Source organism: Candidatus Symbiopectobacterium sp. NZEC127 (genome assembly GCF_025962675.1).
Taxonomy (GTDB): Bacteria; Pseudomonadota; Gammaproteobacteria; order Enterobacterales; family Enterobacteriaceae; genus Symbiopectobacterium.
In genome coordinates this window covers 185,837-208,859 of the sequence record NZ_JAGFPG010000005.1, presented here as the reverse complement: position 1 = coordinate 208,859, position 23,023 = coordinate 185,837, and the positions used below count along the sequence as shown (strand labels likewise).

Below are 23,023 nucleotides of genomic sequence, written 5' to 3'. Positions count from 1 at the left end.
AGAGTATGCTCGGCGTTTGTGGCTCTCGCCTGTGGGGTTTATCCCGGCGCTACCTCTGCGTATGCGCCGGGCAATACCGGGGAAAACGCTAAAAATTATAATTCGTTAAGGTAGAATCGCCATGGCCCAGAAACAGGATGCACAGCAAAAGTATGTCGGCATTTGGCCCGTAATGCTGACGCCGTTTGATGAGAAGCGGGAAATTGATTATGACTCACTGGCTCGCCTGATCGAATGGTATCTCGCGGCGGGGGTTCACGGTCTGTTCGCCGCTTGCCAATCCAGTGAGATGTTCTTCCTGAGCGATCGTGAAACACAGCAACTGGTGCGCTTTATTGTGCAACAGGTGGATGGGCGTGTGCCGGTGGTGGCCTCTGGCCATACGGCCAACAGCGTGGCACAGCAGGTTGATCAACTGAACGGCGTAGCCCAGAGCGGCGTGGATGGCCTGATTCTCATCAGTAACCGTCTGGCGTTGCAAGGGGAATCCGACGAGCAGGCATTGCAGGCGCTGCAAACCCTGACCGCGCAGTTACCCACGTCAGTGGATCTGGGGATTTACGAATGCCCGTATCCTTATAAACGCTTGTTGTCAGACGAGACGGTTGCCTGGTGTGCGCAAAGTCAGCGTTACACCTTTATCAAGGATACCTGCTGTGATTTACCCACTATCCGTCGCCGTCTGGCGCTGTCACAGGGCAGCCGCCTGCACTTGGCGAACGCCAATAGCCAGACGCTGTTGGCGTCGTTCCAGGCAGGCTGTCAGGCTTACAGCGGCGTGATGGCGAACTTCCATCCGCAACTTTATGTCTGGCTGTATGAAAACTGGCGCACCCACCCGGAACAGGCGCAGGCGCTGGCTGATTATCTGGCGACAGCGGCGTTGGCGGAACACCTTGATTACCCGGCCTGTGCCAAATACTTCCAGCAGCAGGTGGGGAATTTTGCTACCCATGCTTGCCGAGTGCGTAACAGCGCGGGTTATGCCTCCACCTTCTTCCCGGCCGCCATTGATAGCATGATGCGTCTGGGAGAAGCGCTGGGCCAGCGCGTGACCAAGCCTTAAAGGAGATACTGATGCTAACCACACTGACGAGAGAAGCGCTGTTGCCTGCGGATCAACGCGATTTCGCCAATTGCCATGCGTCTACCCTGGCCTTGCTGCCGCAGGACACAGTGGTGGTGGCCTATTTTGCGGGCACCAAAGAGGGCGCTGGCGACACCGCCATCTGGCTGTCACGTCGTGAGCAGGGCACGTGGTTACCGCCGCAGCGGGCGATTGCTGAACCGGGGCTGGCCCACTGGAATCCGGTGCTGCACTGGCAAGCCGGGCGGCTCTGGCTGTTTTATAAGGTGGGCCCGGACGTGCACCATTGGGTGACGCGGTTCGCGGTGTCCGACGATGGCGGCGCGAGTTGGTCCACGCCGGCGGCGTTAGTGGAAAACGATGCGTTACCGCGCGGTCCGGTGAAAAACAAGCTGCTGGTGATGTCGAACGGCGAATGGCTGGCACCGGGCTCGGTGGAAGATGAGCGTTATTGGGATGCTTTTGTCGATATCAGCGCCGATCGTGGTCTATCGTGGCATAAAGCAGCAATTCCTTTACAACATCAGGCTCCGGCCGCGAGCGAAGAGCAGCAACTGTGGCAGGGATTGCAGCAGAACGCGCTGTGGGAGAATGACCTGAACCGCGTGTTCCAGTGGGATGGCGTGATTCAACCGACAGCGTGGGAGTCGTCACCGGGACACGTGCATGTGCTGATGCGCAGCACCCGGGGACAGGTTTACCGCAGTGATTCAGACGACTACGGCAGGCACTGGTGTTCCGCCTACGCGACAACCTTACCCAACAATAACAGTGGGATAGATGTGGTGCGCAGAGCGGATGGCAGTCTGGTGCTGGTGTTTAACCCGATCACCGGAAACTGGAACCGGCGTTATCCGCTGTCGGTGGCGGTTTCCCGCGATAACGGTGAACAGTGGGAAATGGCGGGCGCACTGGAAACGGAGAACGGAGAATTTTCCTATCCGGCGATCGTTTGCGAAGAAAATGCGCTTCACATCACATATACCTGGAACCGAACCAACATCATTTATCAGAAAATCAACATTATGCAGTAAGTTATCCCTTTTTATCCGACCCTACCAATAAGAACGGAGAATACAATGAAGAAGACCTTGCTCCTGCTTTTGGCGTCAGTGATGCCGTTCTGCGCGAACCAGGCGTTCGCGGAACCCTCGACGATCGGCTATGCCAAGAAAAACATCGAAGTGGTTATTCCCAAAAACCCCGGCGGCGGTACTGACACCTCTGCCCGAACCCTGATCGAATATTCCAAGGATCATTTGCCGAAAGGGGTGATTTTTGTCCCGGTAAACAAACCGGCAGGCAACGGTATCACCGGGTTGATCGAAGTTGCCCGAGCAAAACCGGACGGTTATAAACTGGTGATGACCACGGTGGAACTGGCGATGTTCCCGCACCAGAACAAATCACCGGTCACCTATAAAGATTTCACCCCGCTGGCCACCACCATCGCCGACCCGGTAGCTATCGTGGTGCGTGCCGATGCGGGCTTTGACACGCTGCAAGCCTTTATCGATTCTGCTAAGCAGCAGCCGGGCAAGCTCAAGGTGGGTAACTCTGGCATGGGGGCGATTTACCATCTCGCCGCCGTGAACATTGAGAAAACTACCGGCACCAAATTCAATCACATCCCTTATAACGAAGGCACCGGACCGTCGATTGCCGCACTGATTGGTGGGCATATTGATGCGGTGTTGACCACGCCGGGTGCGGTGAAATCGCAGGTAGACGCAGGCATTCTCAAAGTGCTGGCGGTGATGGATGAGAAACGCTTTGAACTGGTGCCTGACGTGCCGACCATCAAAGAGGCGTTAGGGCTGGATGTGAACGTCAAGATGCGCGCCTGGGCGGTGCTGGCGACCACGGCGAAAGTGCCGCCGGAAGTGGCCGAACAGCTGGTGAAAGCCTTTACCGAAGTGGTAAATACCCCCGCTTATCAGGATGCGGTGAGAAAGCAGGGCATCATGCCAGTGACCATTGTCGGACAGGACGCTTACAACATGATGCGTGAAGATGATGAGCTCTACAAACAGCTTATTGCCGATACGCTGAAGAAATAACGCTATCAATACGCTTGTCGGCCCGGTGCCGACAAGCGGGAGAATTGCTATGCGCAAATATGATGTGTTAGTCGGCCTGTTCTCCTTTGGGTTTGGCCTGCTGATATTGTTCCTGTCCCGTGATATGTCGATGTTTGATGAATATGGCGTTCCGGGCGAGCGTTATTGGCCCTTTGGGCTGGCGTGCCTGTTTATTCTGTTAGGCGTGCTGCAATGGGGCGTGGTGCTGAAAAACCGTTTGATGGCGGACCGAAGCATCGATTTCTCGTCGGTGAATGTGCGCAAGGCCTACCTGATCGGCGCGCTGGCGGTGGGTTATGGCATCCTGATGGCCTGGGCGGGATTCATTATTTCGGCGGTGATTTTTATTCCCTGCACCATGGTGCTGATGAAAGAAAAGCGTGTCTGGTTTGTTGCGCTCTCCACGCTGCTTATCGTCACGGCGGTTTACCTGTTTTTCACCTATCTGTTCAACTCGCCGTTGCCAACGGCAGAGTTCAGTGATTTGGGCTTCTAGCGATCGGGTGCTTTCAGCCAGGTGCTCTACCTAGGCGCTGGCGTGTAGCAAACCTGTAGCGAACATAGCGAACATAAAGAAGGGCAGTATCATGAACGAAGTCCTTGCCGCGTTTTCAGTGGTATTCAGCTTTGACACGATTGCCGTGATTTTTCTCGGGGCGCTTGCGGGCATCCTGATCGGAATTATCCCCGGCCTGACGGTCAATATGGGTATCGCATTGTTATTACCGCTGACCTATTCCTTCCAGGGAGTGAGCGGGATTCTTCTTCTGCTAGGGGTGTATTGCGGTGCCGTTTATGGCGGCTCTATCACCGCGATACTGATCAGTACGCCGGGCACACCCGCCTCTGCCGCCACCGTGCTGGATGGTTATCCGATGGCCAAACGCGGCGAAGCCGGGCGTGCGCTGGGGCTGTCCACCATGGGATCGCTGTTCGGCGGCATCTTCAGCACCATCGCGCTGATTGTGATCGCGCCAATGCTGGCGACCGTTGCGACCGGATTCTCTGCACCGGAATACTTTGCGCTGGCGATTTTCGGTATCAGTATCATTACCAGCGTCTCATCGCAGTCCATGATCAAAGGGTTAATCGGCGGCGGTATCGGGCTGGCAATCGCCACGATTGGGCTGGACCCGATGACCAGCGGCATGCGCTTTACCTTTGATTCCATCTACCTGATGGGCGGTATCTCATTTATTCCGGTACTGGTTGGCTTGTTCGCCTTTTCCCAGGGGTTGCTCAGCACCGAGGAGCACTTCCGTGAAGGCGGCATCATGCAGAAACCGGTAGCGAAAATCACCCGCATCTTACCAAGCTGGGTTGATTTCAAACGCTGCCTGCCAACCTGGGTGCGTTCGTCGGTGATCGGTACCGGCATCGGCACCATTCCCGGCGTGGGCGGCGATATCTCGTCCTGGATTGCTTATAACGAAGCGAAACGCTGGTCCAAACATCCGGAAGAGTTTGGTAAAGGTTCGCCGGAAGGGGTATCCGCACCCGAAGCCGGGGCCAATGCGGTCTCGGGTGGCTGTATGGTGCCGTTGATGACGCTGGGTATTCCGGGCGACGGCGCGACGGCCATCATCATGGGGGCGTTTCTGGTGCAAGGGCTGGCGCTGGGGCCACAGCTGTTCACTGAGCATCCTGTTGAAGTGAATACCATTTTTATTGGCCTGATGATGGCGAATATCTTTATGGGATTGCTGGGCTTCATGGGCATGAAGCTGTTCGTTAAGGTGATGGATGTGCCGCGTACGCTGCTGGTGCCAGTGATTTTGCTGCTGTGCGCCGTGGGCGCTTACACCGTTAACCACAGCATGATTGATGTTTTCGTCATGATGGGGGCCGGGCTGGTGGCCTACATCCTGATCAAGCTTGATTTCTCCATGTCGCCCATTGTGATTGGTATCATCCTTGGCCCGTTGGCAGAAACCAACCTGCGGCGTTCATTAATGATGTCGCAGGGGGATGTGTCGATATTCTTTACGCGCCCGGTGTGTGCCACGTTCATTGTGATTGCGGTATTAACCCTGTTCCTGCCCATCGTTTCACCGATGTGGAAAAACTGGCGTCAAAAAGCGCTGAAAAAAAAGCAGGACGCACAAAGTAATCAGCCTGGGGTGTAAAGCTTCGCGCATTATTGGTCGCGTAGTGGTGCGATGTTATACTGCGAGCGGCGTTTCCCATCGGAGAAACGCCCTTCGGGGTGGCGTTATTTAGGGCATAACTATGGCAAAAACGGTCGAGCAGATCGCCAATGATTTACATCTCTCCATCACCACCGTTCGGCTGGTGCTGAACGGTAAAGCCGAGCAATACCGTATCAGCGCCAAGACGCAGCAGCGGATAACCCACTATGTGACGGAGCATGGTTATACGGTTAACTACACGGCGCGCAGCCTGAAATTAAATAAAACCGACACATTGGGCCTGATTATTCCTCGCCTTTCCAACCCGTTTTTCTCCACGCTGGCGGAGAAGCTGGAGATCCGCTGCCGGGCCGCAGGTTATCAGCTGATGATCAGCTGTACCTATAGCGACGCAAAGTATGAAAACAAGCTGGTGGACGCGCTGCTGCAACGCAACGTGGACGGCCTGTTTGTCGTGCCCTCCTCGCGCCAGACACAACAGCACCATGTGAAAATGGTCAACCGCCCGCTGGTAGTGCTGGACCGTGATTTCGGTGCCGAAGAGGTTTCTCTGGTGGTGAGTGACAACTTGCAGGGCGGTGTTCAACTGGCGCAGGCGATGTTGGCACGCAGCCTCGACAAGGGGATAACGCTCAGCGATGAGCCGCTCTATTTTATGGCAGGAGACACCCGACAACCTGCAATCAAAGAGCGTCTAAAAGGGTATCAACAGGCGTTGCTGCGCCACGGCATCAAGGCACCGGCGGAGTGGATTTTGCAGGCGGAGCACAACCGCCGTGAAGACGGTATCGCCATGATGCAAACCTTTCTTACGCGTCATGCCCACGCGCCTAAAGCCTTTATCGCGTCATCTTTGCCGGTGTTGGAAGGAGTTTTGAGTGCGCTACGTGAACGTTATGGCGCGGTTCCTGCTGACATGAATATTGGCACCTTCGATGAGCACGCCATGTTGGGCTTTCTCGCCAATAATCTCTGGTCAATGCGACAGGATGAAGACGCCTGGGCGGAGCAGGCATTTACGCTGATGCAGCGTGCCTTGCACGGAGAAAATCAACTGGCGCGGGCGATTATTCCCATGACGTTAATTCATCGGCGTCAGGCAGTAGGTGACCTTTCCTGGTAAAAATCAGCCCCATATCGCGGTAATCTCCGCGAAAACGCAAGAAAATCGTCATGTAAAATGTGTATACTCCTGATACGAGTATACTTTTTTTCATGGCAGCTGATTGGGCAGCATTGTCAGTCGGCATCTTCATTTTTATGAGTATTGAGCACACAGTGTAATGCGTGATTAAAAAAAATAAGAGGCACGTTGCGTGAAGCGATCCTATTTTTTATATTTTGGCAGCAATAGAAATAAGGAAGATGTTAACGCGTTGTTGAGTCAATATTGGGATATCGTTTGTGCGGCACACGATAATTATTACTGTGGTCGCTATTATTTATATTCCGGTTTTTATGCCGACCGACTCACCGTGAAGGATAATAAAATTGCAGGGACGGAGGAGTGGCTCGATGAAGATAATCGTCACTACCGCACCCTTATCGAAGTGTCGTTTATTCACGGGCGTAATACGGATAAATTGAACCGGTGCGAATTTATTAAAGAAGCGTTCGCACAATTGAAAATTGCCGAAGTCATCGGCGATAAATGTATTGAAGAGATTTAACGCCTATTCCCTTTTTATCTTAGGGCCGCGCACGCACTGCGTACAGGTTCCGGTTTCTGCGCGCTGCCCAAGCCCAAACGGACTGCGCCAATAACGCCTACGGGAATAGGCTATCAGCGCGATTAAGTTTATACCTCGCTATCGTCACTGCTGAGTGCCAATTGCGCCAGCGTGACCGGCTTCAGCGGAAAACGGGCGCGTGCATATCCGGTTTCTGATACCTGACGCTGCTGCGTGTCGGCCAGAATAACCGCCGCGTTGTGCCCGCACATCCGTCCCTGACAGGGGCCCATGCCGCAACGGGTAAACGCCTTCAACTGGTTCATGCCGGTGCAGCCAGCGCGCGCCGCTTGGCGAATTTCCCCGGCACTCACCTGTTCACAGCGGCAGATGGTCACATCGTCACGGGGCTTTTGCGCTTGTTTGGGAATGGGGTAAAGCGCTGCCAAAAAGGGGCGCAGCGAACGCAGTGCGGCGCGCTGTTGCCGCAGGCCAGCACATTGTTGCTGATAGTCATCTTCTGCGAGCTTGCCCGCCGCATGCACAATGCTTAATGCGGCAAGCTGACCGCTGAGAATAGCTGCTTCTCCGCCCTCAATGCCGCCCGCGTCCCCCGCCAGATAGATACCAGGTTGGCTGCTTTCCTGTCGTTCGTCCACTTCCGGCTGCCAGTAGTGTTGCTCATCATCCCAAACCAGTTTGCAACCGAGCGCGTTGGCGCACTGCGTGGCCGGAATCACCCCGATATGGCTCAATACCGTTGAGGTCACGCACTGTATCGGATGGCCTCGATGGGAAAAGCGCACGGCGGTGACCTGCGTGTCTCCTTCTACGGCAATATCGGTCACGCCGGAATAATAAGGCACCTTGGCACGTTGCAGTTCGCGCAGCAGCTTGATGCCTTTGAACAGATCGCGTGAGGTATGCCGTAATGCCTTCGGCAACCGTGGCAGCGCCCGCAGATAATCCTGCGTGCGCGTAGTGTCCAGCACCGCTTGAATTCGGCCTCCCGCGCGGATCACCTGCGCGGCGAACAGCAACAGCAGTGGGCCGTTGCCCACCAGAATGCTGTCCGCAGGGGGCAGCAATCCCGCTGATTTCATCAACAGTTGTGCGGCACCCACGGTCATCGCGCCGGGTAATGTCCAGCCCGGCAGCGGGAAACTGCGTTCTTGTGCGCCAGTTGCCAGCAGAATAAAACGGGCCTGCACCACATGCTGGCGTGGAGACTCGCCCTGCTCTAACAGATAGACCTGTTTCTCCGGCGTCACCTGCCAGACGGCGGTACGCGCCAGATAGCGCACGCGGGGAGAGAAGGCGGCTTCTGCCAGGCTACGGCGTGCGCTGTACTCTTCGCCGAACAGGGTTTGTGGATTGGCAAACGGTGACTGGGTGACCTGTCGCAGCAGTTGACCGCCCGGTAATGGATTTTCATCGGCCAGCCAGACGGATAAGCTTGCTGCGCTGGCAACCTGTGCCGCTTTCAGCCCGGCCGGGCCCGCGCCAATGATCAGCAGGTCGCAGGTATTCGCTGTGGTGGAATGGGTCATGATAGCACCCTCGCGCCCTGAGGCAGGGTGACCCGCATACCGTCACGCACCGGCGTCATGCAAGATTGCACGTTGGGAATATCATCGACCGTGACGCGGCACTCGAAGCAGACGCCCATCATGCAAAACGGGCCGCGCGGCTGTTGGTCAATGGCCGTATGGCGCGTGGTGGTGATGCCGTTTGCCAGCAGTGCGGCGGCCAGCGTCCAGCCAGCGCGTGCGGTAATCGGCTCATCGTTCACCCACAGGGTAATTTGCGGTGCATCAACCGTGGGTAGCGGCTGGAACCGGGAAACGCTGGACATGAAATACCTCAAAAAGCGAAGGAAGTGCACCGCCTAAAATCCACGCCGGAAGCAGCTCGCTATGCAGCGCTGCCAGCGTAACACCGCTGTGGCAGGTGACGGCAAAGGCCCCGGGGTAGCGACGGGATTCATCATAAACCGGCAAACCATCGGGCGTCATGATCCGCAACGCACCCCAGGTGCGTACAATCTGCGCGTGGGCCAGACAGGGGAATGCGCGTATTGCCCGTTGGGCAATCTGCTGTTGAACCTCGGGTTGTGTCTGGGTGTTAAACCCGACATGCTCTTGCGAATCCCCGATCATCACCGTGCCTTCCTGCGTTTGCCTTAGCAGGTTGGAGGGATAGCGCAGAAAGGGCGCCAGCCGCTCGGTCACCAATACTTGTCCACGCACCGGTTCAATCGGGATCGGGAGATCGACCTGTGCCCCAAGGCGCGCGTTTTCCAGCCCGGCAGCCAGCACGATACGTTTGGCGTGCCATTCGCCCTGCGGCGTGTGCAAGGTGAAACCGTCCTGATGGCTTTCAATCTCACTGACCGGATGGGACGGAAAATAGCGCCCGCCCGCCTGCTGAAAGGCGTAGGACAGCGCGCGCAGCGTCAGCAGCGGATTGACATGGCCGTCATGGGGAGAATAGATGGCACCGGCTATGTGGCGTGATGCTTCAGGCACATGTTGGCGCAGCGTGGCGTTATCCCACACCTGATAGGTAAAATCCGGGTTGCCCTGTTGCAGTTTGCTGACGTTGCGTATGGCGCTGTCCAGCGCCTCTGGCGTTAAGCAGAAATTGATACCGCCGGGCTGAGACAACCCGCAATCAATATCGGTTTCAGCGCGTAGACGTTGCGCAAATTCGGGCCAGCGCGTGGATGCCAGACAGGAGAGCTGGCTGTAAGGCGGACAATTGACGCCTTTGCCCTGTACCCAAATCAGGCCGAAGTTACCGCGTGAGGCGCGAAAGTCGGTGTCGCCGCCATCGAGAATCGCCGTGCTGGCCCGTTGGCGCTGCAAACCATAGGCGATGGCGTGGCCGACGATGCCGCCGCCGATCACGATAACGTCATAGCGTTGTGTCATGAAGGGGTTACCTGATGAAAACCTGTTACCGGCACCAATTTTCTCCCCCATCATAAGCACGCGGTTGCAGCGCGCCATAAAACCAGCGAACCAGCGTTACGGTGTCGAATACCGGCAAACCAAAGCGAGCATGCAGCGCGGCGCTGAAGGGGGCCAGATTGGTGCATTCGAGTACCAACGCCCCGGTTTGCGGGTAGCGCGCCAGCGCCTGCTGCGCGGTAGCCAGCACTTCTTGCTGTAAAATAGCATACGGGACGCTGTCGTCACCGTCACGAATTGAACGCACAAACTCGGAGTCCGGTGGCATACCCACCACGAGGGCATCGCCGGGGATGCCGACTTTTTCCAGATAATCACCGCGCAGCGCGCGATCGTCGAAGGTCAAAATCAGCGGTGTTTTTCCGGCGGGAAGCAGGCGCTGCACCAACGGGTATTGCAGCAGGCTGCTGGTGACAATCGGCACCGGTGACCAGGCCGCCAACTCTTGCTGATAGTAGGAGAGGAAGCCACAACTGGTGGTCAGCCCATCAACGCCCTCGTCGATGAGTGCCTGCGCCGCACGTTTGAACGGCTCCAGCAAATCGTGTTGATCGAGGTGCCCCATCCGCTGTGGGATGGCCTCTTCCACCACCCGATAGCGTACCGGAAACGGCCAGGTGCCGGGGTTGCCAATATCGCCCAGATAGCGGCGAAAATGGGTTTTCACCATCAAAATACCGAGTGTGGCCTGTGGTGTGGCGAAGCCGGTGTGAATGTCTGACATGGCTAGGGTTCCGTTAAGCGCGCCGTGAGGCGGCAATCACTGCGTCCAGAATTTGTTGCAGCAGCGCCTTTGACGTGGCGAAGTTAAGGCGTGCAAAGGCTTCTGCACCGGGGTTAAAGGTTTCACCTGCGCTGAGCGCCACTTTGGCGTGCTCCAGGTAATACGCGCCGGCGGCAGTTGGTAATTGCAGCGCGCTAAAATCCAGCCAGGCGAAGTAGGTTGCCTCGGGGGTGTGGACGCGAACCTCCGGCAGCGCGGTGCGCACCGTGCTGATCACTTGCTCGCGCCGCTCCAGCAGGTAGTGGCGTGCGCCTTCCAGCCAACTGTGGCCGCGATCCCAGGCGGCCACGGTGGCATCAATACCAATACCGGAGGGGTAGCCTAAAATCCGGGCGGGCAGACGTTGGGTAAAGCGCTGTTTTAACGCGCCGTCACCGAAATACATCAGCGCACAGCGCAGTCCGGCGATATTGAAACTCTTACTGGCCGAGTTCAGGGTGATGGTACGTGCCGCAAGGCCCGGTGCCACCGTAGCAAATGGAATATGTTCCTGCCCGGGATACACCAGATCGGCATGAATCTCATTGGCAATTACGATCAAATCATGGGCTTCGGCCAGTGCTGCCAGCTTTTCCAGCTCATCGCGCCGCAATGCGCGTCCGGTGGGGTTGTGTGGGTTACACAGCAGCAGGATACGTGTCTTGGCATCAATCTGGCGGGCAAGATGATCGAAATCGATTTCATAGCCCTGACCGTTGTCTACCAGCGGGCTGGCCTGTAACCGGCGGCCGGTGTCATTAATCGCATCATAAAAGGGTGGATAGCTGGGGGTTTGCAGCACAATGCCGTCACCCGGCTCACTGAATGCCAAAATCAGCAAATAGACTGCCTGCACCAATTCGTTGAGCGCCAACACGTTGGCAGGATCGGTTTCCCAGTTAAATTCACGTGCGGTATAGCGACTGAAGGCGCGCGCCAGCAGATGTTCCGCTCGGTCGCGTTGCCGATAAGGGTAGCCGGTATCCTGAGCCAGATACCAGTGACGTAATACGTCAGAAACGGCAGGGGCTGGGGCGAAATCCATCTCCGCCACCCAGGCGGGGAGAATCTCCAGCGCGTGATACTGCCATTTCATGCTTTGGCGGCGACGCAGCGTTTCCAACGGCAGCGTGTATTGCTCTGCGAACTGCTGCGCGATACCAGCATCGTAATGCGTGCTCATGTTATACCACCTGCGGGATGGGTTTCAGCAAGGACATTTTCAGCCAGGAAACCGCCGTATCGATACGCAGATGCATGAGAATTCCTTCTGTTTTATTTGCCGTTGACAAGCCAATCGTGGTTGGCTAAGTTGCGGTCAAATTAACAAATATATATTTTATATTGTATAAACTTTATCAGCTATGCATTGCCAATTAACGCATATGGCAGTGTGGTTATCCTGGCCGATAAATCAGCAATGAGGGCGCTATGGATCAGACTGACGCAGCAAACCGGGCCAGCCCGGCTCCCCTTCCCGCCGTGGTGGTTGACCGGCGGCCGCTGACCGACCGCGTGGCGGACTATGTGCGCGATCTTATCGTGCAGGACATCCTGCAACCCGGCGATCCCATCAATGTGCAAAGCATTTGCAGCACCCTGCAAATCTCGCAAACTCCGCTGCGTGAAGCGCTGAAAATGCTGGCGGCCCAGGGGCTGGTGGATTTGCGCCCGAATAAGCGCGTGGTGGTGGCATCTCTGGCGGCGAATGAAATTGAAGACATGCTGGTGGTGTATACCGAAATGGAAAAACTGGCGGGTCGACTGGCAGCGCTGCAAGCAACACCCGACGATCTGCACGCGCTACAGCAGCAGGAACAGGCGTTGATGACGGCGTTTCATGCCGGAGAATCGTTGCGTTATTTTCATGCCAATCAAGCCTTTCATCAGGCGTTGGTGCACGCTTCGCACAATGCCACACTGATTGAGCTGCACAATAATCTCAATGCCCGTTTGTATCGCACGCGTTTCAAAGGCAATCAGTGGAACGCACGCAGCGGCGACTGGCAGCGCGTGGCCGAAGAGCACAGTAAAATTCTGCGCGCCATCGAGACGCGCAACGGCGATCTGTGCGCGGAACTGCTGGCCCGCCACCTGAACGGTGCGCGTGCATCCCTGCACGCGGACTGATGCGGTTAGCTTCCCCGCTGATACAGCGGGGATCATCTTACGGTTTAGGTTCTACCCATACTCCCGCCAGATTCCCTTCAACGCCATCTGCCGTTGGCGAATGGTCGTGCACGCGCGGGTTGTAAATGGTGATGAACTGCGGCGACAGCAGGTTAATGTCCGGCGCGTCATGCATCACGATGTGCTGGAACTGGCGGAACTGCGCAATGCGCTTGGCATTGTCGTTTTCCGTTTGCGCCGCTTCCAGCAGGCGATCCACTTCGGGGTTAACGTAGTGCGAGGTGTTGGAGAACGGCAGCCCGACGCGGTAGTTCTTCGACCAGTAGAGGCGCTGTACGCCTGCGGTAGGATCGTACAAGTTGGCAAACATGTTCAACGCCAGCGCAAAGTCGCGATCGGTGTAGACACGTTTGGTGTGCGACGAAATGTCCGATGAACGCAGCGTTACCGCAACCCCAATTTTGGCCAGCGCCGCTCGTGTGAAATCGGCAATACGACGGAAAGCATCGTCATAGGTGTTGTAGTCCAGCGTGATGCTAAAGCGCGTGCCGTCTGCTCCGCGCGGGTATCCGGCTTCATCCAGCAGGCGGTTAGCGGCAGCCAGATCGAAGGGGTACGGGGTCGGCGACGGGTCGTGGAAGGTTTTCAAGCCGGGGGCAACGGGAGATGCAGTCGGCGTCGCCAGGCCAAAGTAGGCAATGCGCACCAGCGCATCCCTGTCAATGGCGTGGGAAAACGCCTGACGCACACGCAGGTCTTTGAATATCTTGTCATCCAGATTGAATTGCAGTGATGCAACGCTGTAAGAGTAATTATTCCCTTTGGTTTCAAAGCCCAGCTTGCCCTCTTTCTTCAATCGGGCGATTTCACTCAGCGCAACCGGCGTACGGTACGCGATGTCGGCATCACCGGTTTCCAGCGCCAGCGTGCGCACCACGGCATCCGGCGAGAACTTGACGATCAGCTGGTCCAGATAGGGTTTTGGGTTATCCCAGTAGTTGGGATTGCGTTTGTAGACAATGTGACTGCCGCGCACCCATTCGCTGAAAATATACGGGCCGGTGCCGATCGGCCCGTTGTTATTGGCATTTTTCAGCGGATCGCCGCCCGGCACGTCATAGATGTGTTTTGGCAGAATCGGTGTTTCACCGGCGGCAAACGCACGCAATAAATAAGGGGCCGGATGTGATAACTCAAAGACGGCGGTCAGCGCATCGGGGGTTTTAATGTCGCTAACGTTGGCAAAGGTGCTTCTGGCACGCGGGTGTATTTGTTTCAGTAACTGAATGGAGTAGGCCACGTCAGCGGAGGTAAAAGGCTGACCGTCGTGCCATTTCACGCCCTGACGCAGGTGGAAAGTATAGGTCTTGCCATCGGGGCTGATGTCCCAGGACGTTGCCAACTGTGGCTGCGGATTTAGATCGTAATCGTAGGTCAGCAGCCCTTCCGTGACTTTGCCACTGACTGCAATCGCCGGTTGAGCGACGGTCGCGAGTGAAACCAATGTGGACGGCTCACTGGACAGTATCAACGTCAGTGTACCGCCGCGCTGCGGCGTGGTGGCGGCGTGCGCGCTGGCGGCCAGCCATCCTGAGAGCAGGAGCGCGTTGCCTCCCCAGCGAGACAAACGGGTAAACCATGACATAAAACCCCCTGGTTGAAGATCGAAAAAAAAGCAAAAAATGGGCGAACGAAATTCAACCTAACAAATATATATTTTATATTGTATAAACTTTATGGGATAACCAATTGCGTAAACTGGAAATGCACGCCACATGGCCTGTTCATGCCTGGCGTTTAACCTGTTACAGGGCTTTCTCTTCCTCCCCGAGCACAATCATTTCCTGTGAGGCGTGCAGCCACACGCTTTTCACACGATGCGGTTGACGAAAGGCAATCGTGCCTGCGGGGGGCATCGGCATGCGCCTGCAACGGGTCAATTCAATACCCTCGTTATCTATCTGAGCGAGCCGGCTAAGGCTGTTGGGTTTTTTAAGCGAGTGGGGCATAAATTCCCCTTTACTGATGTGGAACACGCGGGAAAGGCTGTTTAGCTTCATTAACTTCACATCCATAGACGCTCAGGTGGCAATGTGCCCCCGAAATAACGGCGCTATTATGCTGATAAATAAAGATATGTCTGTCAAAAACCGGTCTGTTTGAGAGCCTGCATGGCAAACAGGCTACGGATGCGCAGTGCTGGATTGCGCGGCGCTTGCGGGGATGATGGGGAGTGCTTCATCGTGATGGATGCGTGCGCGTAACGAATCGTCCGGCTTTTCTTTGCCCGAGCGCGAATAGTCATAAGGCAACAGCAAGGTGTCCATGACGGCAGAAAACGGCATATCGAGAATCACCAGTGGCGTCATGGCCCAACTGGCATCTTCACCGTTCAGTACGTCCATATTGGCACGCGTGCCGGAGTAGTAACCCTGATGGGGACCGGTGTGGGTCATCACGCTGGAACAGCCGCCGGTAAGTGCCAGCCCGCTTCCTGCTATCAACAAAGAGAGTGCAGTACGTCTCAGTACTTTCATATCGCTGTCCATTGAGAAATGGTCGGCTTACGCCAGACCTTGCCTTTGTGCCACGGGCTCTACGTAAGATGTCATGTTTTGTGTTGTGGTGGTAGTACTTCATTTTCCGATAAATTTTTCGGAAAAGGAAAAATTGCTTCGATCGCAGCCTTGAAAGTTTGAGCCCGGTCCCCATCTTTATTGTAGCCCCAGATTATGACGCTATGCCGACAGGGTAGCCGATGGGGTGTAGGGCCTGTCTATCAAAGAAGGCTCATAGTAATCCTCGCTGAATATTTAGGAGGCTGTAATGCGCAATTTCGATTTTTCTCCCCTGTATCGTTCCGCCATCGGTTTCGATCGTCTGTTTAATCTGCTGGAAGCCGGACAAAGTCAGGGTAACGGTGGCTATCCTCCCTACAATGTTGAACGGGTGGATGACAACCATTACCGCATTGCCATCGCTGTCGCGGGTTTTGCCGAGCATGAGTTGGAGATTACCGCTCATGACAATCTGCTGATTGTGAAAGGCGCACACGGCGGTGAGCCGGTAACACGTAACTATCTCTATCAGGGCATTGCCGAGCGCAACTTTGAGCGCAAATTCCAGTTGGCTGAGCATATTCAAATTACCGGTGCCAACCTGGAACATGGCTTGTTGTATATCGACCTGGCGCGCGTGGTGCCGGAAACGATGAAGCCGCGCCGTATTGATATCAAATAAGACGACGTTAACGTTTAACACCCAGTTTTAACGCCCGCCCGCCGTTAGGGGGCGAATTCGGTGGAGCCTGTCTGCTCCTCTGAAGGCACATTCTCGCTTCAAAGAAGGAGTCACATTATGCGTAACTATGATTTATCACCGCTGCTGCGTCAGTGGATCGGTTTTGACAAATTGGCCAGCTCAATGCAGGGCACTCAGGAGGCCGTTGAGTTTCCTCCCTACAACATTGAGAAAAAAGACGACAACCACTATCGCATCACGCTGGCCCTGGCCGGGTTTCAGCAAAGCGAACTCGCGATCGAAGTGGAAGGACCGCGTCTGACGGTAAGCGGTACGCCGACGCTGCCGGAGAAGAAAGTGGAATATTTGCATCAGGGTCTGGCGTTTAAACCGTTCACCTTGAGCTTTACGCTGGCGGAGCACCTGTCTGTCTCCGAGGCGAAATTTGAACTCGGCTTGCTGCATATCGATCTGGTGCGTGAAGTGCCAGCAGAACTGCAACCGCAGCGTATTGCCATTGGCGGCAGCCGCCCTGAGTTGACGCACGCGCCTGAATCGGCCAGCGATGCTTGATCCGTAAATTATGCGCTGAGTCGTTATCCATCCCCGGTTTTTGCCGGGGATTTTTATTTCCCCATCACCCATAAGGATTTGTGCTGGAAGGCACGGATTCTCGCTTCCCCTTCTGCCAGACTGCCTGTCAGTGGCGCTTTTGTAGCGTAGGTCTAGACTGATTTTCAAGCGAAAGACGGCTGCACAAGGATACGGGTATGAGTGATATCGCACTGACCGTGAGTATGCTGGCGTTGGTAGCAGTATTGGGGCTGTGGATAGGCAACTGGCGTATCTACGGCGTTGGCCTGGGCATCGGCGGCGTGCTGTTCGGTGGTATTGTGGTGGGGCATTTTGCCCAATACTTCCAGTTCACCCTCAACAATGACATGCTGCACTTCATTCAGGAATTTGGGCTCATCCTGTTTGTCTACACCATCGGTATCCAGGTGGGCCCCGGTTTCTTCTCTTCATTACGCGTTTCCGGCCTGCGGCTAAATGGCTTCGCGCTACTGACCGTGCTGTTGGGCTGTATCGTCACCATCATCATTCACAAGCTGTTTGCCGTTCCATTGCCGATTATTCTGGGGATTTTCTCCGGCGCGGTGACCAATACGCCGTCTCTCGGTGCCGGGCAACAGATCCTGACCGATTTAGGCTCTAACCCGGCGCAGGTCACCCTGATGGGCACGGGTTATGCGATGGCTTACCCGCTAGGCATCTGCGGCATTTTGCTGGTGATGTGGCTGCTGCGCGTGGGGTTTCGCGTCATGGTTGAGGCGGAAGCCAGGCAGTTTGATAACAGTAACGGCCATCACCATGAGCAGTTGCAAACCATGAACATCAAGGTGAACAACCCGAACTTGCAGGGGTTGGCGATTCAAGATGTGCCGATGCTCAATAGCGATGCCATCGTTTGTTCCCGACTGAAACGCGGCGATACGCTGATGGTGCCCGCGCCCGCCACCTTGATTCAACTGGGCGATTATCTGCATCTGGTGGGGGCCCGCCATGATTTGGATCAGGCTCGCTTGGTGATAGGCGATGAGGTCGATACCTCGCTCTCCACGCGCGGTACGGATCTGCACGTAGAGCGTGTGGTTGTTACCCATGACAAGGTGCTTGGGCGAAAAATTCGTGAGTTGAATCTGAAGCAGAACTACGACGTGGTGATCTCACGGCTCAATCGTGCTGGTGTTGAATTGGTCGCCAGCAATAATGCCACGTTACAGTTTGGCGATATTCTTAACCTGGTGGGGCGCAAGACGGCCATCGATGCGGTGGCAGATATTGTTGGCAACGCCCAGCAGAAGCTACAGCAGGTGCAAATGCTGCCGGTGTTCATCGGCATTGGTCTTGGTGTGCTGGTGGGCTCGGTGCCCCTGTTTATTCCCGGTTTCCCCGTTGCTTTGCGGCTTGGATTAGCCGGAGGGCCCTTGGTGGTGGCGCTGATCCTCGGGCGAATCGGCGGTATCGGGAAGCTCTACTGGTTTATGCCGCCCAGTGCGAACCTGGCGCTGCGCGAATTGGGTATTGTGCTGTTTCTTTCCGTGGTTGGGCTAAAATCGGGCGGCGACTTTTTTGATACCCTGCTGTACGGCGAAGGCATTTGGTGGGTGGCCTACGGTGCCTGTATCACCATCATTCCACTGTTAATCGTCGGTGTGTTGGCGCGAACGGTCGGGAAAATGAACTACCTGACGTTGTGTGGGATGTTGGCAGGTTCAATGACGGATCCGCCTGCACTGGCCTTTGCCAACGGACTGCATGCCACCAGCGGGGCCGCCGCGCTCTCGTATGCGACGGTCTATCCGATGGCGATGTTTTTGCGCATTATGTCCCCTCAACTGTTGGCGGTATTATTTTGGAGCCTGTAAGTGATAATGATGGGAATAACGCGGTATTGTTTACCGCGTTATTATTTTATTTTTCACATCACTTTTTCTAATAACTTAATTTCCATTTATTACCCCGTGACTGACCGCACTTTTTTTTCAGCGTAGATGATGCTAAATGACCAATATATTTAAACTATTAAATCGGTTTAGTAAGTAAAATAACGATCATTCAACTGCCGTTTACTCTATTATGTCCTACGTTAATCATACGATTTGATGGGGCGAGAAAAATACCCTGACCAATTGTTTTCTCGCCTTTTTTTCTACTGCTGATGTATCCGCTTTACAAAATATCCTTATTACCGAATTAGAACGACAATCAACGAATAAGATATTGGTAATCGGGGTGATGAAGGAAGAATAACGAAACACTGCTCCTCCGCACTGCATTGGGTGGAAAAAACGAATTCCGTTTTAATCTTCTAGCGTGGTGTTTTTATGTCTGCAAACAGTAGCAGGTTAGTTAAGCTCCTCATCATTATCGGTATCGCAATTGCGTTATGGTTATTACCCGTGCCGGAGGGCGTTAAGCCCGATGCCTGGCACCTGATGGCCATCTTCATCGCCACCGTTATTGGTCTTATCCTCTCCCCGTATCCCCTCGGTGCCATGGCGATGTTCAGTTTGACGTCCGTGGCGATCCTTGGCTTGCTCTCGATTAAAGACGTGTTGGCCGGGTTTAGCGACCCTACCATCTGGATGATCGCCTGCGCCTTCTTTATCTCGCGCGGCTTTATCAAAACCGGTTTTGGTCGCCGTATCGGTTTGCTGTTCATCAGTAAACTGGGTAACAGCTCGCTCGGTCTGGCCTATGGTCTGGTGTTCACTGACCTGCTGTTTGCCCCGGCGATGCCTTCCACCTCGGCGCGCTGCGGTGGGATCATCACTCCACTGTTCCGTTCTATCTCCGAGGCCTATGATTCTACGCCGGAGAAAGGCACCCAGCGGCGTATCGGGGCGTTTCTGGTGCAGTCTATTTTCCAGTGTAACGCCATCACCTCCGCCATGTTCATGACCTCCATGGCCGGTAACCCGATGGTGGCGAAACTGGCAGCACAGCTCGGTATTCACATCAGTTGGACCGATTGGGCGCTGGCAACGTTGGTGCCGGGTATCCTGTCTCTGGCGTTGATTCCCTATCTCATCTATCGCTTCTATCCGCCTGAATTGAAACAGACCACGGAAATGCGTGCCATCGCTGTCGAGCGCTTGCGTGAAATGGGGCGCATGACGCGCGACGAATGGGTGGTGTTAGGCGTATTCCTGGGTCTGGTCACCTTCTGGGTGCTGGGTTCCACGCTGAATATCGATGCGACCTTGACCGCGCTGGCGGGGCTGAGTGTGCTGCTGTTAAGCCGTGCGCTGAGCTGGGATGACGTGGTGGGCGAGAAGGAAGCCTGGCACACCGTGGTATGGTTCGCCGTGCTGATGACACTGGCAGGGCAACTGAACAAGATGGGGCTGATTGCCTGGTTAGGCCAACTGGCGGGCAACGCTGTCAGCGGATTCCACTGGCTGCCGATGCTCGGTATCTTGTTGCTGGTGTACTACTACAGCCACTACCTGATGGCGAGTGCGATTGCCCATATCAGCGCCATGTATGCCATCTTTGTTTCCATTGCGTTAGCGGCAGGCGCACCGCCGATGTTGACCGTTCTGGCGTTTGGTATCTTCAGTAACCTGTTCATGTCCACCACGCACTACTCAAGCGGTCCGGCACCGATCCTGTTCGGATGTGGTTATATGCCGCTGGCAACCTGGTGGAAAATTGGCTTCTTTATCAGCTTGGTGGTGATTCCTATCTGGTTGGGTATTGGCGGCATGTGGTGGAAGGTGTTGGGATTCTGGTAATCCCTGTCAGCCTGCGGTGTTGGTTGCCCCGTAACGCGGGGCAATAACGCAGGACGATAAATACGGCAAAACAGGTTAAGATAAGGATATCCAAGGTGATTCCGGAGCAAGACATGAGCAGGACAAAAGCACCGATGAAGCTGGGAACATCCGTTTTTCTGATGGTCTCTGTCGTGCTAGGCGCAGTGTTGCTGGTGGTCTACGCTCTGCTGTTTTTCCGCATCAACCAACTCTCCGAAGACAGCCTGCGCGACAAGGCGTTTGCCATTGCGCGCACCTTTGCGGCTTCCCCGGTGGTGATTGATGAGCTGCAAGGATTAGGTAATCCCGAAGCGGTGCAGCGCGCCGCCGAGACCATCACGCACCGCAATCAACTGCTGTTTGTCACCGTGACCGATATGGACACGGTGCGTCACACCCACCCGGAACGGGAGCGCATCGGCGAACATTTTGCCGGGCGCGACATCTACCCTGCGTTGTTTGGGCTGGAAAACACCTCGATCAACCGTGGCACGCTGGACCCGGCGCTGCGGGTGTTTACCCCGGTCTTTAACAATGACGGCAAGCAGGTCGGCGTTGTGGCGTTAGGGATTGCCCTGACCAGTGTGCAGAAAGTGATCAGTGAAAACCGCTGGATGATCCCCTGGGCGCTGCTGGCCGGGGCGCTGGTGGGCGGGCTCGGCACGCTGGTGCTGGTGAAAATCCACAAGCGCATCATGCTGGGGTTTGAACCCTATGAAATTTCCAATCTGTTTGAGCAGCGCAACGCGATGCTGAAACAGATCAAGGAAGGGGTGATTGCCGTGGATGACAGCGGCCGCATTACGGTGATTAACGATGAAGCGCGCAGGCTGTTCCGACAAGGCAATATGGCGGCCAATGCTTCGGCAGAAACCATCAGCGAGCAGTGGATGGAGCACCTTCGCCTGAGGCAAGTGCTGGAAAGTGGTATCGCTCAGCGTGATGAAGAGATCAATATCAACGGCAACTTGCTGCTGACCAACACCGTGCCAGTGACGGTGAAAGGTAACGTGATTGGCGCTATTGCCACCTTCCGCGACAAGACTGAAATTGGCCAATTGTTGCAGCGTTTGACGGGGATGTCCTATTACGCCGATGCGCTACGGGCACAATCTCACGAGTTTATGAACAAGCTGCATGTGATTTTGGGCATGCTGCATTTGAAATACTACTCGCAGTTGGAAGACTATATTTTAAAAACGGCGAACAACTATCAGGCGGAAATCGGCTCGATTATTCGCAAGGTGAAATCGCCAGTGATTGCCGGGTTCTTGCTGGGTAAAATCAATCGGGCGCGCGATCTCGGCATACAGCTATCGATAACCGAAGAGAGTCTGTTGCCCGAGACTGACGATATGGATGCCACCAACGAGTTGATCACCGTTTTGGGGAACCTGATTGAGAATGCCATGGATGCAATGAGTAACATGGAGAATGGAGAAATCAGCGTGAGTTTCCATCATCAGGATGGGCGCTTGCACTGCATCGTGGGCGATGATGGCCCCGGTATTACGCTGGAAAATCAGCACCGTATTTATGAACAAGGATTCTCCACCAAGGGATCCGGGCGCGGAATCGGGCTTTACCTGACCAAGCAGAGCCTGGAAAAAGTGGGCGGCAGTATCGATTTTGAGTCGGAACCTGAGGTGTATACCCAGTTTTTCGTGAATATCCCTTATCAAGCCAAGGCTGTTTAACCATGATAAATGTACTGATTGTTGATGACGATGCCATGGTTGCAGAACTTAACCGTTCCTATCTGAGCCAGGTGCCCGGGTTCAACTGTTATGCAACGGTGCCAACCTTACAGCAGGCGCGAAATTTACTGATGCAGCCCGATTCCGAGATCGATCTGGTGCTGCTTGATATCTACATGCAGCAGGATAACGGATTGGATCTGCTGCCGACCATTCGTGAGTTCAGCGAACAAACGGACGTGATTATCATCTCCTCCGCCAGTGATGTGTATACCATTAAGAAAGCACTGCATTACGGCGTGGTTGATTACCTGATCAAACCGTTCCAGTTCTCGCGCTTTGAACAGGCGCTGACCGCCTACCGGGAAGAAGCAAACCTACTGAAACACCGTGAGTTTGTGGCTCAGTCGGATATTGATAGCCTGATTCGTCGCACCAGTGGCGGCGTGGCTGGCGAGCGTAAAAAGCTGCCAAAAGGGCTGACCAGCCTGACGCTACGCACCGTCTGCGAATGGATCGAAGGCAACCAAGGGGCTGAATTTTCCACGGAAATGCTGGCGAACGCAATTGGTATCTCTCGCGTATCTTGCCGTAAGTATCTGATATATCTCGCTGATACCAATATTCTCGCCACCAATATCCTCTACGGATCGACTGGCCGCCCTGTCTATCTCTACCGCTTGCTGCCCGAGAAACAAGACGCGCTGCGTCAGTATTGCGAGTAGTACGCGGTTTCTCTCCTCGCGCTATCGTTATAGACGATAGCGCGATATTTTTATCATAAAGACGTATTTGCAATAAATAATCACCGATGATGCTACGTTTAATTAATGCTTGCTAAAGTTGATTGGGTTCCATAATTCTGACTTATTGTGGCGACTGCACGTCAGGTATAGCCTAAGAAATACAAT

The 23,023-nt window shown here is 55.0% G+C and carries 22 protein-coding genes; 14 read left to right on the top strand and 8 right to left on the bottom strand.

Annotated features, from left to right (window positions below):
* The first annotated feature begins 121 nt into the window (after positions 1 to 121).
* The 7 genes from J5069_RS18505 to J5069_RS18475 all read left to right on the top strand — a co-directional run bounded on the left by J5069_RS18505 (position 122) and on the right by J5069_RS18475 (position 6,988).
* Positions 122 to 1,066 (top strand): dihydrodipicolinate synthase family protein, encoded by a 945-nt coding sequence (locus J5069_RS18505; RefSeq protein WP_264645250.1) that lies wholly within the window; start codon positions 122 to 124, stop codon positions 1,064 to 1,066.
* Between the two features lie 8 nt (positions 1,067 to 1,074).
* The gene (locus tag J5069_RS18500; RefSeq protein WP_264645316.1) at positions 1,075 to 2,121 is read left to right on the top strand and encodes a sialidase family protein; all 1,047 of its coding nucleotides are present in this window, start codon (positions 1,075 to 1,077) and stop codon (positions 2,119 to 2,121) included.
* A gap of 45 nt (positions 2,122 to 2,166) precedes the next feature.
* A complete protein-coding gene (locus J5069_RS18495) occupies positions 2,167 to 3,147 on the top strand; it encodes a tripartite tricarboxylate transporter substrate binding protein (protein ID WP_264645249.1) in 981 nt (326 codons plus the stop codon).
* Between the two features lie 49 nt (positions 3,148 to 3,196).
* Positions 3,197 to 3,664, top strand: a complete 468-nt coding sequence (locus tag J5069_RS18490) for a tripartite tricarboxylate transporter TctB family protein (RefSeq protein ID WP_264645248.1) — start codon at positions 3,197 to 3,199, stop codon at positions 3,662 to 3,664.
* 91 nt (positions 3,665 to 3,755) lie between these two features.
* The gene (locus J5069_RS18485) at positions 3,756 to 5,294 is read left to right on the top strand and encodes a tripartite tricarboxylate transporter permease (RefSeq protein ID WP_264645247.1); all 1,539 of its coding nucleotides are present in this window, start codon (positions 3,756 to 3,758) and stop codon (positions 5,292 to 5,294) included.
* A gap of 103 nt (positions 5,295 to 5,397) precedes the next feature.
* Positions 5,398 to 6,441 carry a LacI family DNA-binding transcriptional regulator gene (locus J5069_RS18480; protein ID WP_264645246.1) on the top strand — a complete coding sequence of 348 codons (1,044 nt, stop codon included), beginning with the start codon at positions 5,398 to 5,400 and terminating at the stop codon, positions 6,439 to 6,441.
* Between the two features lie 193 nt (positions 6,442 to 6,634).
* Positions 6,635 to 6,988, top strand: a complete 354-nt coding sequence (locus J5069_RS18475; protein ID WP_264645245.1) for a hypothetical protein — start codon at positions 6,635 to 6,637, stop codon at positions 6,986 to 6,988.
* A 128-nt stretch (positions 6,989 to 7,116) separates the two neighbouring features.
* Here the strand turns inward: J5069_RS18475 and J5069_RS18470 are convergent, their stop codons facing one another.
* The 5 genes from J5069_RS18470 to J5069_RS18450 are packed head-to-tail and all read right to left on the bottom strand — an operon-like array spanning position 7,117 to position 11,906.
* Entirely contained in the window at positions 7,117 to 8,538 is a 1,422-nt protein-coding gene (locus J5069_RS18470; RefSeq protein ID WP_264645244.1) for an NAD(P)/FAD-dependent oxidoreductase, read from the bottom strand.
* A complete protein-coding gene (locus J5069_RS18465; protein WP_264645243.1) occupies positions 8,535 to 8,843 on the bottom strand; it encodes a (2Fe-2S)-binding protein in 309 nt (102 codons plus the stop codon). Before J5069_RS18465 ends, J5069_RS18470 begins: the two co-directional genes overlap by 4 nt.
* Complete coding sequence (locus J5069_RS18460; protein ID WP_264645242.1) at positions 8,803 to 9,921, bottom strand: NAD(P)/FAD-dependent oxidoreductase; 1,119 nt, start codon at positions 9,919 to 9,921, stop codon at positions 8,803 to 8,805. The genes J5069_RS18465 and J5069_RS18460 overlap by 41 nt, the downstream gene beginning before the upstream one ends.
* A gap of 25 nt (positions 9,922 to 9,946) precedes the next feature.
* Positions 9,947 to 10,684 (bottom strand): aspartate/glutamate racemase family protein, encoded by a 738-nt coding sequence (locus J5069_RS18455; protein ID WP_264645241.1) that lies wholly within the window; start codon positions 10,682 to 10,684, stop codon positions 9,947 to 9,949.
* A 13-nt stretch (positions 10,685 to 10,697) separates the two neighbouring features.
* Complete coding sequence (locus J5069_RS18450; RefSeq protein WP_264645240.1) at positions 10,698 to 11,906, bottom strand: MalY/PatB family protein; 1,209 nt, start codon at positions 11,904 to 11,906, stop codon at positions 10,698 to 10,700.
* Between the two features lie 248 nt (positions 11,907 to 12,154).
* Between J5069_RS18450 and J5069_RS18445 the strand changes: the two genes are divergently transcribed.
* Positions 12,155 to 12,853: a GntR family transcriptional regulator gene (locus tag J5069_RS18445; RefSeq protein ID WP_264645239.1), complete on the top strand. Its 699-nt coding sequence runs from the start codon at positions 12,155 to 12,157 to the stop codon at positions 12,851 to 12,853.
* Positions 12,854 to 12,890: 37 nt separating this feature from the next.
* On the opposite strand, the gene J5069_RS18440 is transcribed toward J5069_RS18445, so the two are convergent.
* The 3 genes from J5069_RS18440 to J5069_RS18430 all read right to left on the bottom strand — a co-directional run bounded on the left by J5069_RS18440 (position 12,891) and on the right by J5069_RS18430 (position 15,390).
* On the bottom strand, positions 12,891 to 14,498 hold the full coding sequence (locus tag J5069_RS18440) for an ABC transporter substrate-binding protein (RefSeq protein WP_264645238.1): 1,608 nt from the start codon (positions 14,496 to 14,498) through the stop codon (positions 12,891 to 12,893).
* A 160-nt stretch (positions 14,499 to 14,658) separates the two neighbouring features.
* Positions 14,659 to 14,913: a hypothetical protein gene (locus tag J5069_RS18435; protein WP_264645237.1), complete on the bottom strand. Its 255-nt coding sequence runs from the start codon at positions 14,911 to 14,913 to the stop codon at positions 14,659 to 14,661.
* Positions 14,914 to 15,036: 123 nt separating this feature from the next.
* Positions 15,037 to 15,390, bottom strand: a complete 354-nt coding sequence (locus J5069_RS18430) for a YceK/YidQ family lipoprotein (protein ID WP_264645236.1) — start codon at positions 15,388 to 15,390, stop codon at positions 15,037 to 15,039.
* A 289-nt stretch (positions 15,391 to 15,679) separates the two neighbouring features.
* Here J5069_RS18430 and ibpA point away from each other — a divergent pair, with 289 nt between their 5' ends.
* The 6 genes from ibpA (at position 15,680) to dcuR (ending at position 22,837) form a co-directional block, all read left to right on the top strand.
* Positions 15,680 to 16,093 (top strand): small heat shock chaperone IbpA, encoded by a 414-nt coding sequence (gene ibpA / locus J5069_RS18425; RefSeq protein WP_264645235.1) that lies wholly within the window; start codon positions 15,680 to 15,682, stop codon positions 16,091 to 16,093.
* A 117-nt stretch (positions 16,094 to 16,210) separates the two neighbouring features.
* Positions 16,211 to 16,666, top strand: coding sequence for a small heat shock chaperone IbpB (gene ibpB / locus J5069_RS18420; protein WP_264645234.1), 456 nt, complete (start codon positions 16,211 to 16,213; stop codon positions 16,664 to 16,666).
* Between the two features lie 197 nt (positions 16,667 to 16,863).
* Complete coding sequence (locus J5069_RS18415; RefSeq protein ID WP_264645233.1) at positions 16,864 to 18,522, top strand: putative transporter; 1,659 nt, start codon at positions 16,864 to 16,866, stop codon at positions 18,520 to 18,522.
* Between the two features lie 459 nt (positions 18,523 to 18,981).
* A complete protein-coding gene (locus tag J5069_RS18410; protein ID WP_264645232.1) occupies positions 18,982 to 20,394 on the top strand; it encodes an anion permease in 1,413 nt (470 codons plus the stop codon).
* A 113-nt stretch (positions 20,395 to 20,507) separates the two neighbouring features.
* Positions 20,508 to 22,112 carry a sensor histidine kinase gene (locus J5069_RS18405; protein ID WP_413542256.1) on the top strand — a complete coding sequence of 535 codons (1,605 nt, stop codon included), beginning with the start codon at positions 20,508 to 20,510 and terminating at the stop codon, positions 22,110 to 22,112.
* A 2-nt stretch (positions 22,113 to 22,114) separates the two neighbouring features.
* The gene (dcuR, locus tag J5069_RS18400) at positions 22,115 to 22,837 is read left to right on the top strand and encodes a two-component system response regulator DcuR (protein ID WP_264624405.1); all 723 of its coding nucleotides are present in this window, start codon (positions 22,115 to 22,117) and stop codon (positions 22,835 to 22,837) included.
* The last annotated feature ends 186 nt before the right edge of the window (positions 22,838 to 23,023 follow it).

Bases quoted from the DNA above. Each gene is read 5' to 3' on its own strand.
- J5069_RS18490 (WP_264645248.1), top strand. From the start codon at position 3,197: ATGCGCAAATATGATGTGTTAGTCGGCCTGTTCTCCTTTGGGTTTGGC.
- J5069_RS18435 (WP_264645237.1), bottom strand. From the start codon at position 14,913: ATGAAGCTAAACAGCCTTTCCCGCGTGTTCCACATCAGTAAAGGGGAA.
- J5069_RS18470 (WP_264645244.1), bottom strand. From the start codon at position 8,538: ATGACCCATTCCACCACAGCGAATACCTGCGACCTGCTGATCATTGGC.
- J5069_RS18460 (WP_264645242.1), bottom strand. From the start codon at position 9,921: ATGACACAACGCTATGACGTTATCGTGATCGGCGGCGGCATCGTCGGC.
- J5069_RS18410 (WP_264645232.1), top strand. From the start codon at position 18,982: ATGTCTGCAAACAGTAGCAGGTTAGTTAAGCTCCTCATCATTATCGGT.
- J5069_RS18485 (WP_264645247.1), top strand. From the start codon at position 3,756: ATGAACGAAGTCCTTGCCGCGTTTTCAGTGGTATTCAGCTTTGACACG.
- J5069_RS18455 (WP_264645241.1), bottom strand. From the start codon at position 10,684: ATGTCAGACATTCACACCGGCTTCGCCACACCACAGGCCACACTCGGT.
- J5069_RS18480 (WP_264645246.1), top strand. From the start codon at position 5,398: ATGGCAAAAACGGTCGAGCAGATCGCCAATGATTTACATCTCTCCATC.
- ibpB (WP_264645234.1), top strand. From the start codon at position 16,211: ATGCGTAACTATGATTTATCACCGCTGCTGCGTCAGTGGATCGGTTTT.
- J5069_RS18505 (WP_264645250.1), top strand. From the start codon at position 122: ATGGCCCAGAAACAGGATGCACAGCAAAAGTATGTCGGCATTTGGCCC.
- J5069_RS18415 (WP_264645233.1), top strand. From the start codon at position 16,864: ATGAGTGATATCGCACTGACCGTGAGTATGCTGGCGTTGGTAGCAGTA.
- J5069_RS18405 (WP_413542256.1), top strand. From the start codon at position 20,508: ATGAGCAGGACAAAAGCACCGATGAAGCTGGGAACATCCGTTTTTCTG.
- J5069_RS18465 (WP_264645243.1), bottom strand. From the start codon at position 8,843: ATGTCCAGCGTTTCCCGGTTCCAGCCGCTACCCACGGTTGATGCACCG.
- J5069_RS18495 (WP_264645249.1), top strand. From the start codon at position 2,167: ATGAAGAAGACCTTGCTCCTGCTTTTGGCGTCAGTGATGCCGTTCTGC.
- J5069_RS18440 (WP_264645238.1), bottom strand. From the start codon at position 14,498: ATGTCATGGTTTACCCGTTTGTCTCGCTGGGGAGGCAACGCGCTCCTG.
- J5069_RS18430 (WP_264645236.1), bottom strand. From the start codon at position 15,390: ATGAAAGTACTGAGACGTACTGCACTCTCTTTGTTGATAGCAGGAAGC.
- J5069_RS18445 (WP_264645239.1), top strand. From the start codon at position 12,155: ATGGATCAGACTGACGCAGCAAACCGGGCCAGCCCGGCTCCCCTTCCC.
- dcuR (WP_264624405.1), top strand. From the start codon at position 22,115: ATGATAAATGTACTGATTGTTGATGACGATGCCATGGTTGCAGAACTT.
- J5069_RS18450 (WP_264645240.1), bottom strand. From the start codon at position 11,906: ATGAGCACGCATTACGATGCTGGTATCGCGCAGCAGTTCGCAGAGCAA.
- ibpA (WP_264645235.1), top strand. From the start codon at position 15,680: ATGCGCAATTTCGATTTTTCTCCCCTGTATCGTTCCGCCATCGGTTTC.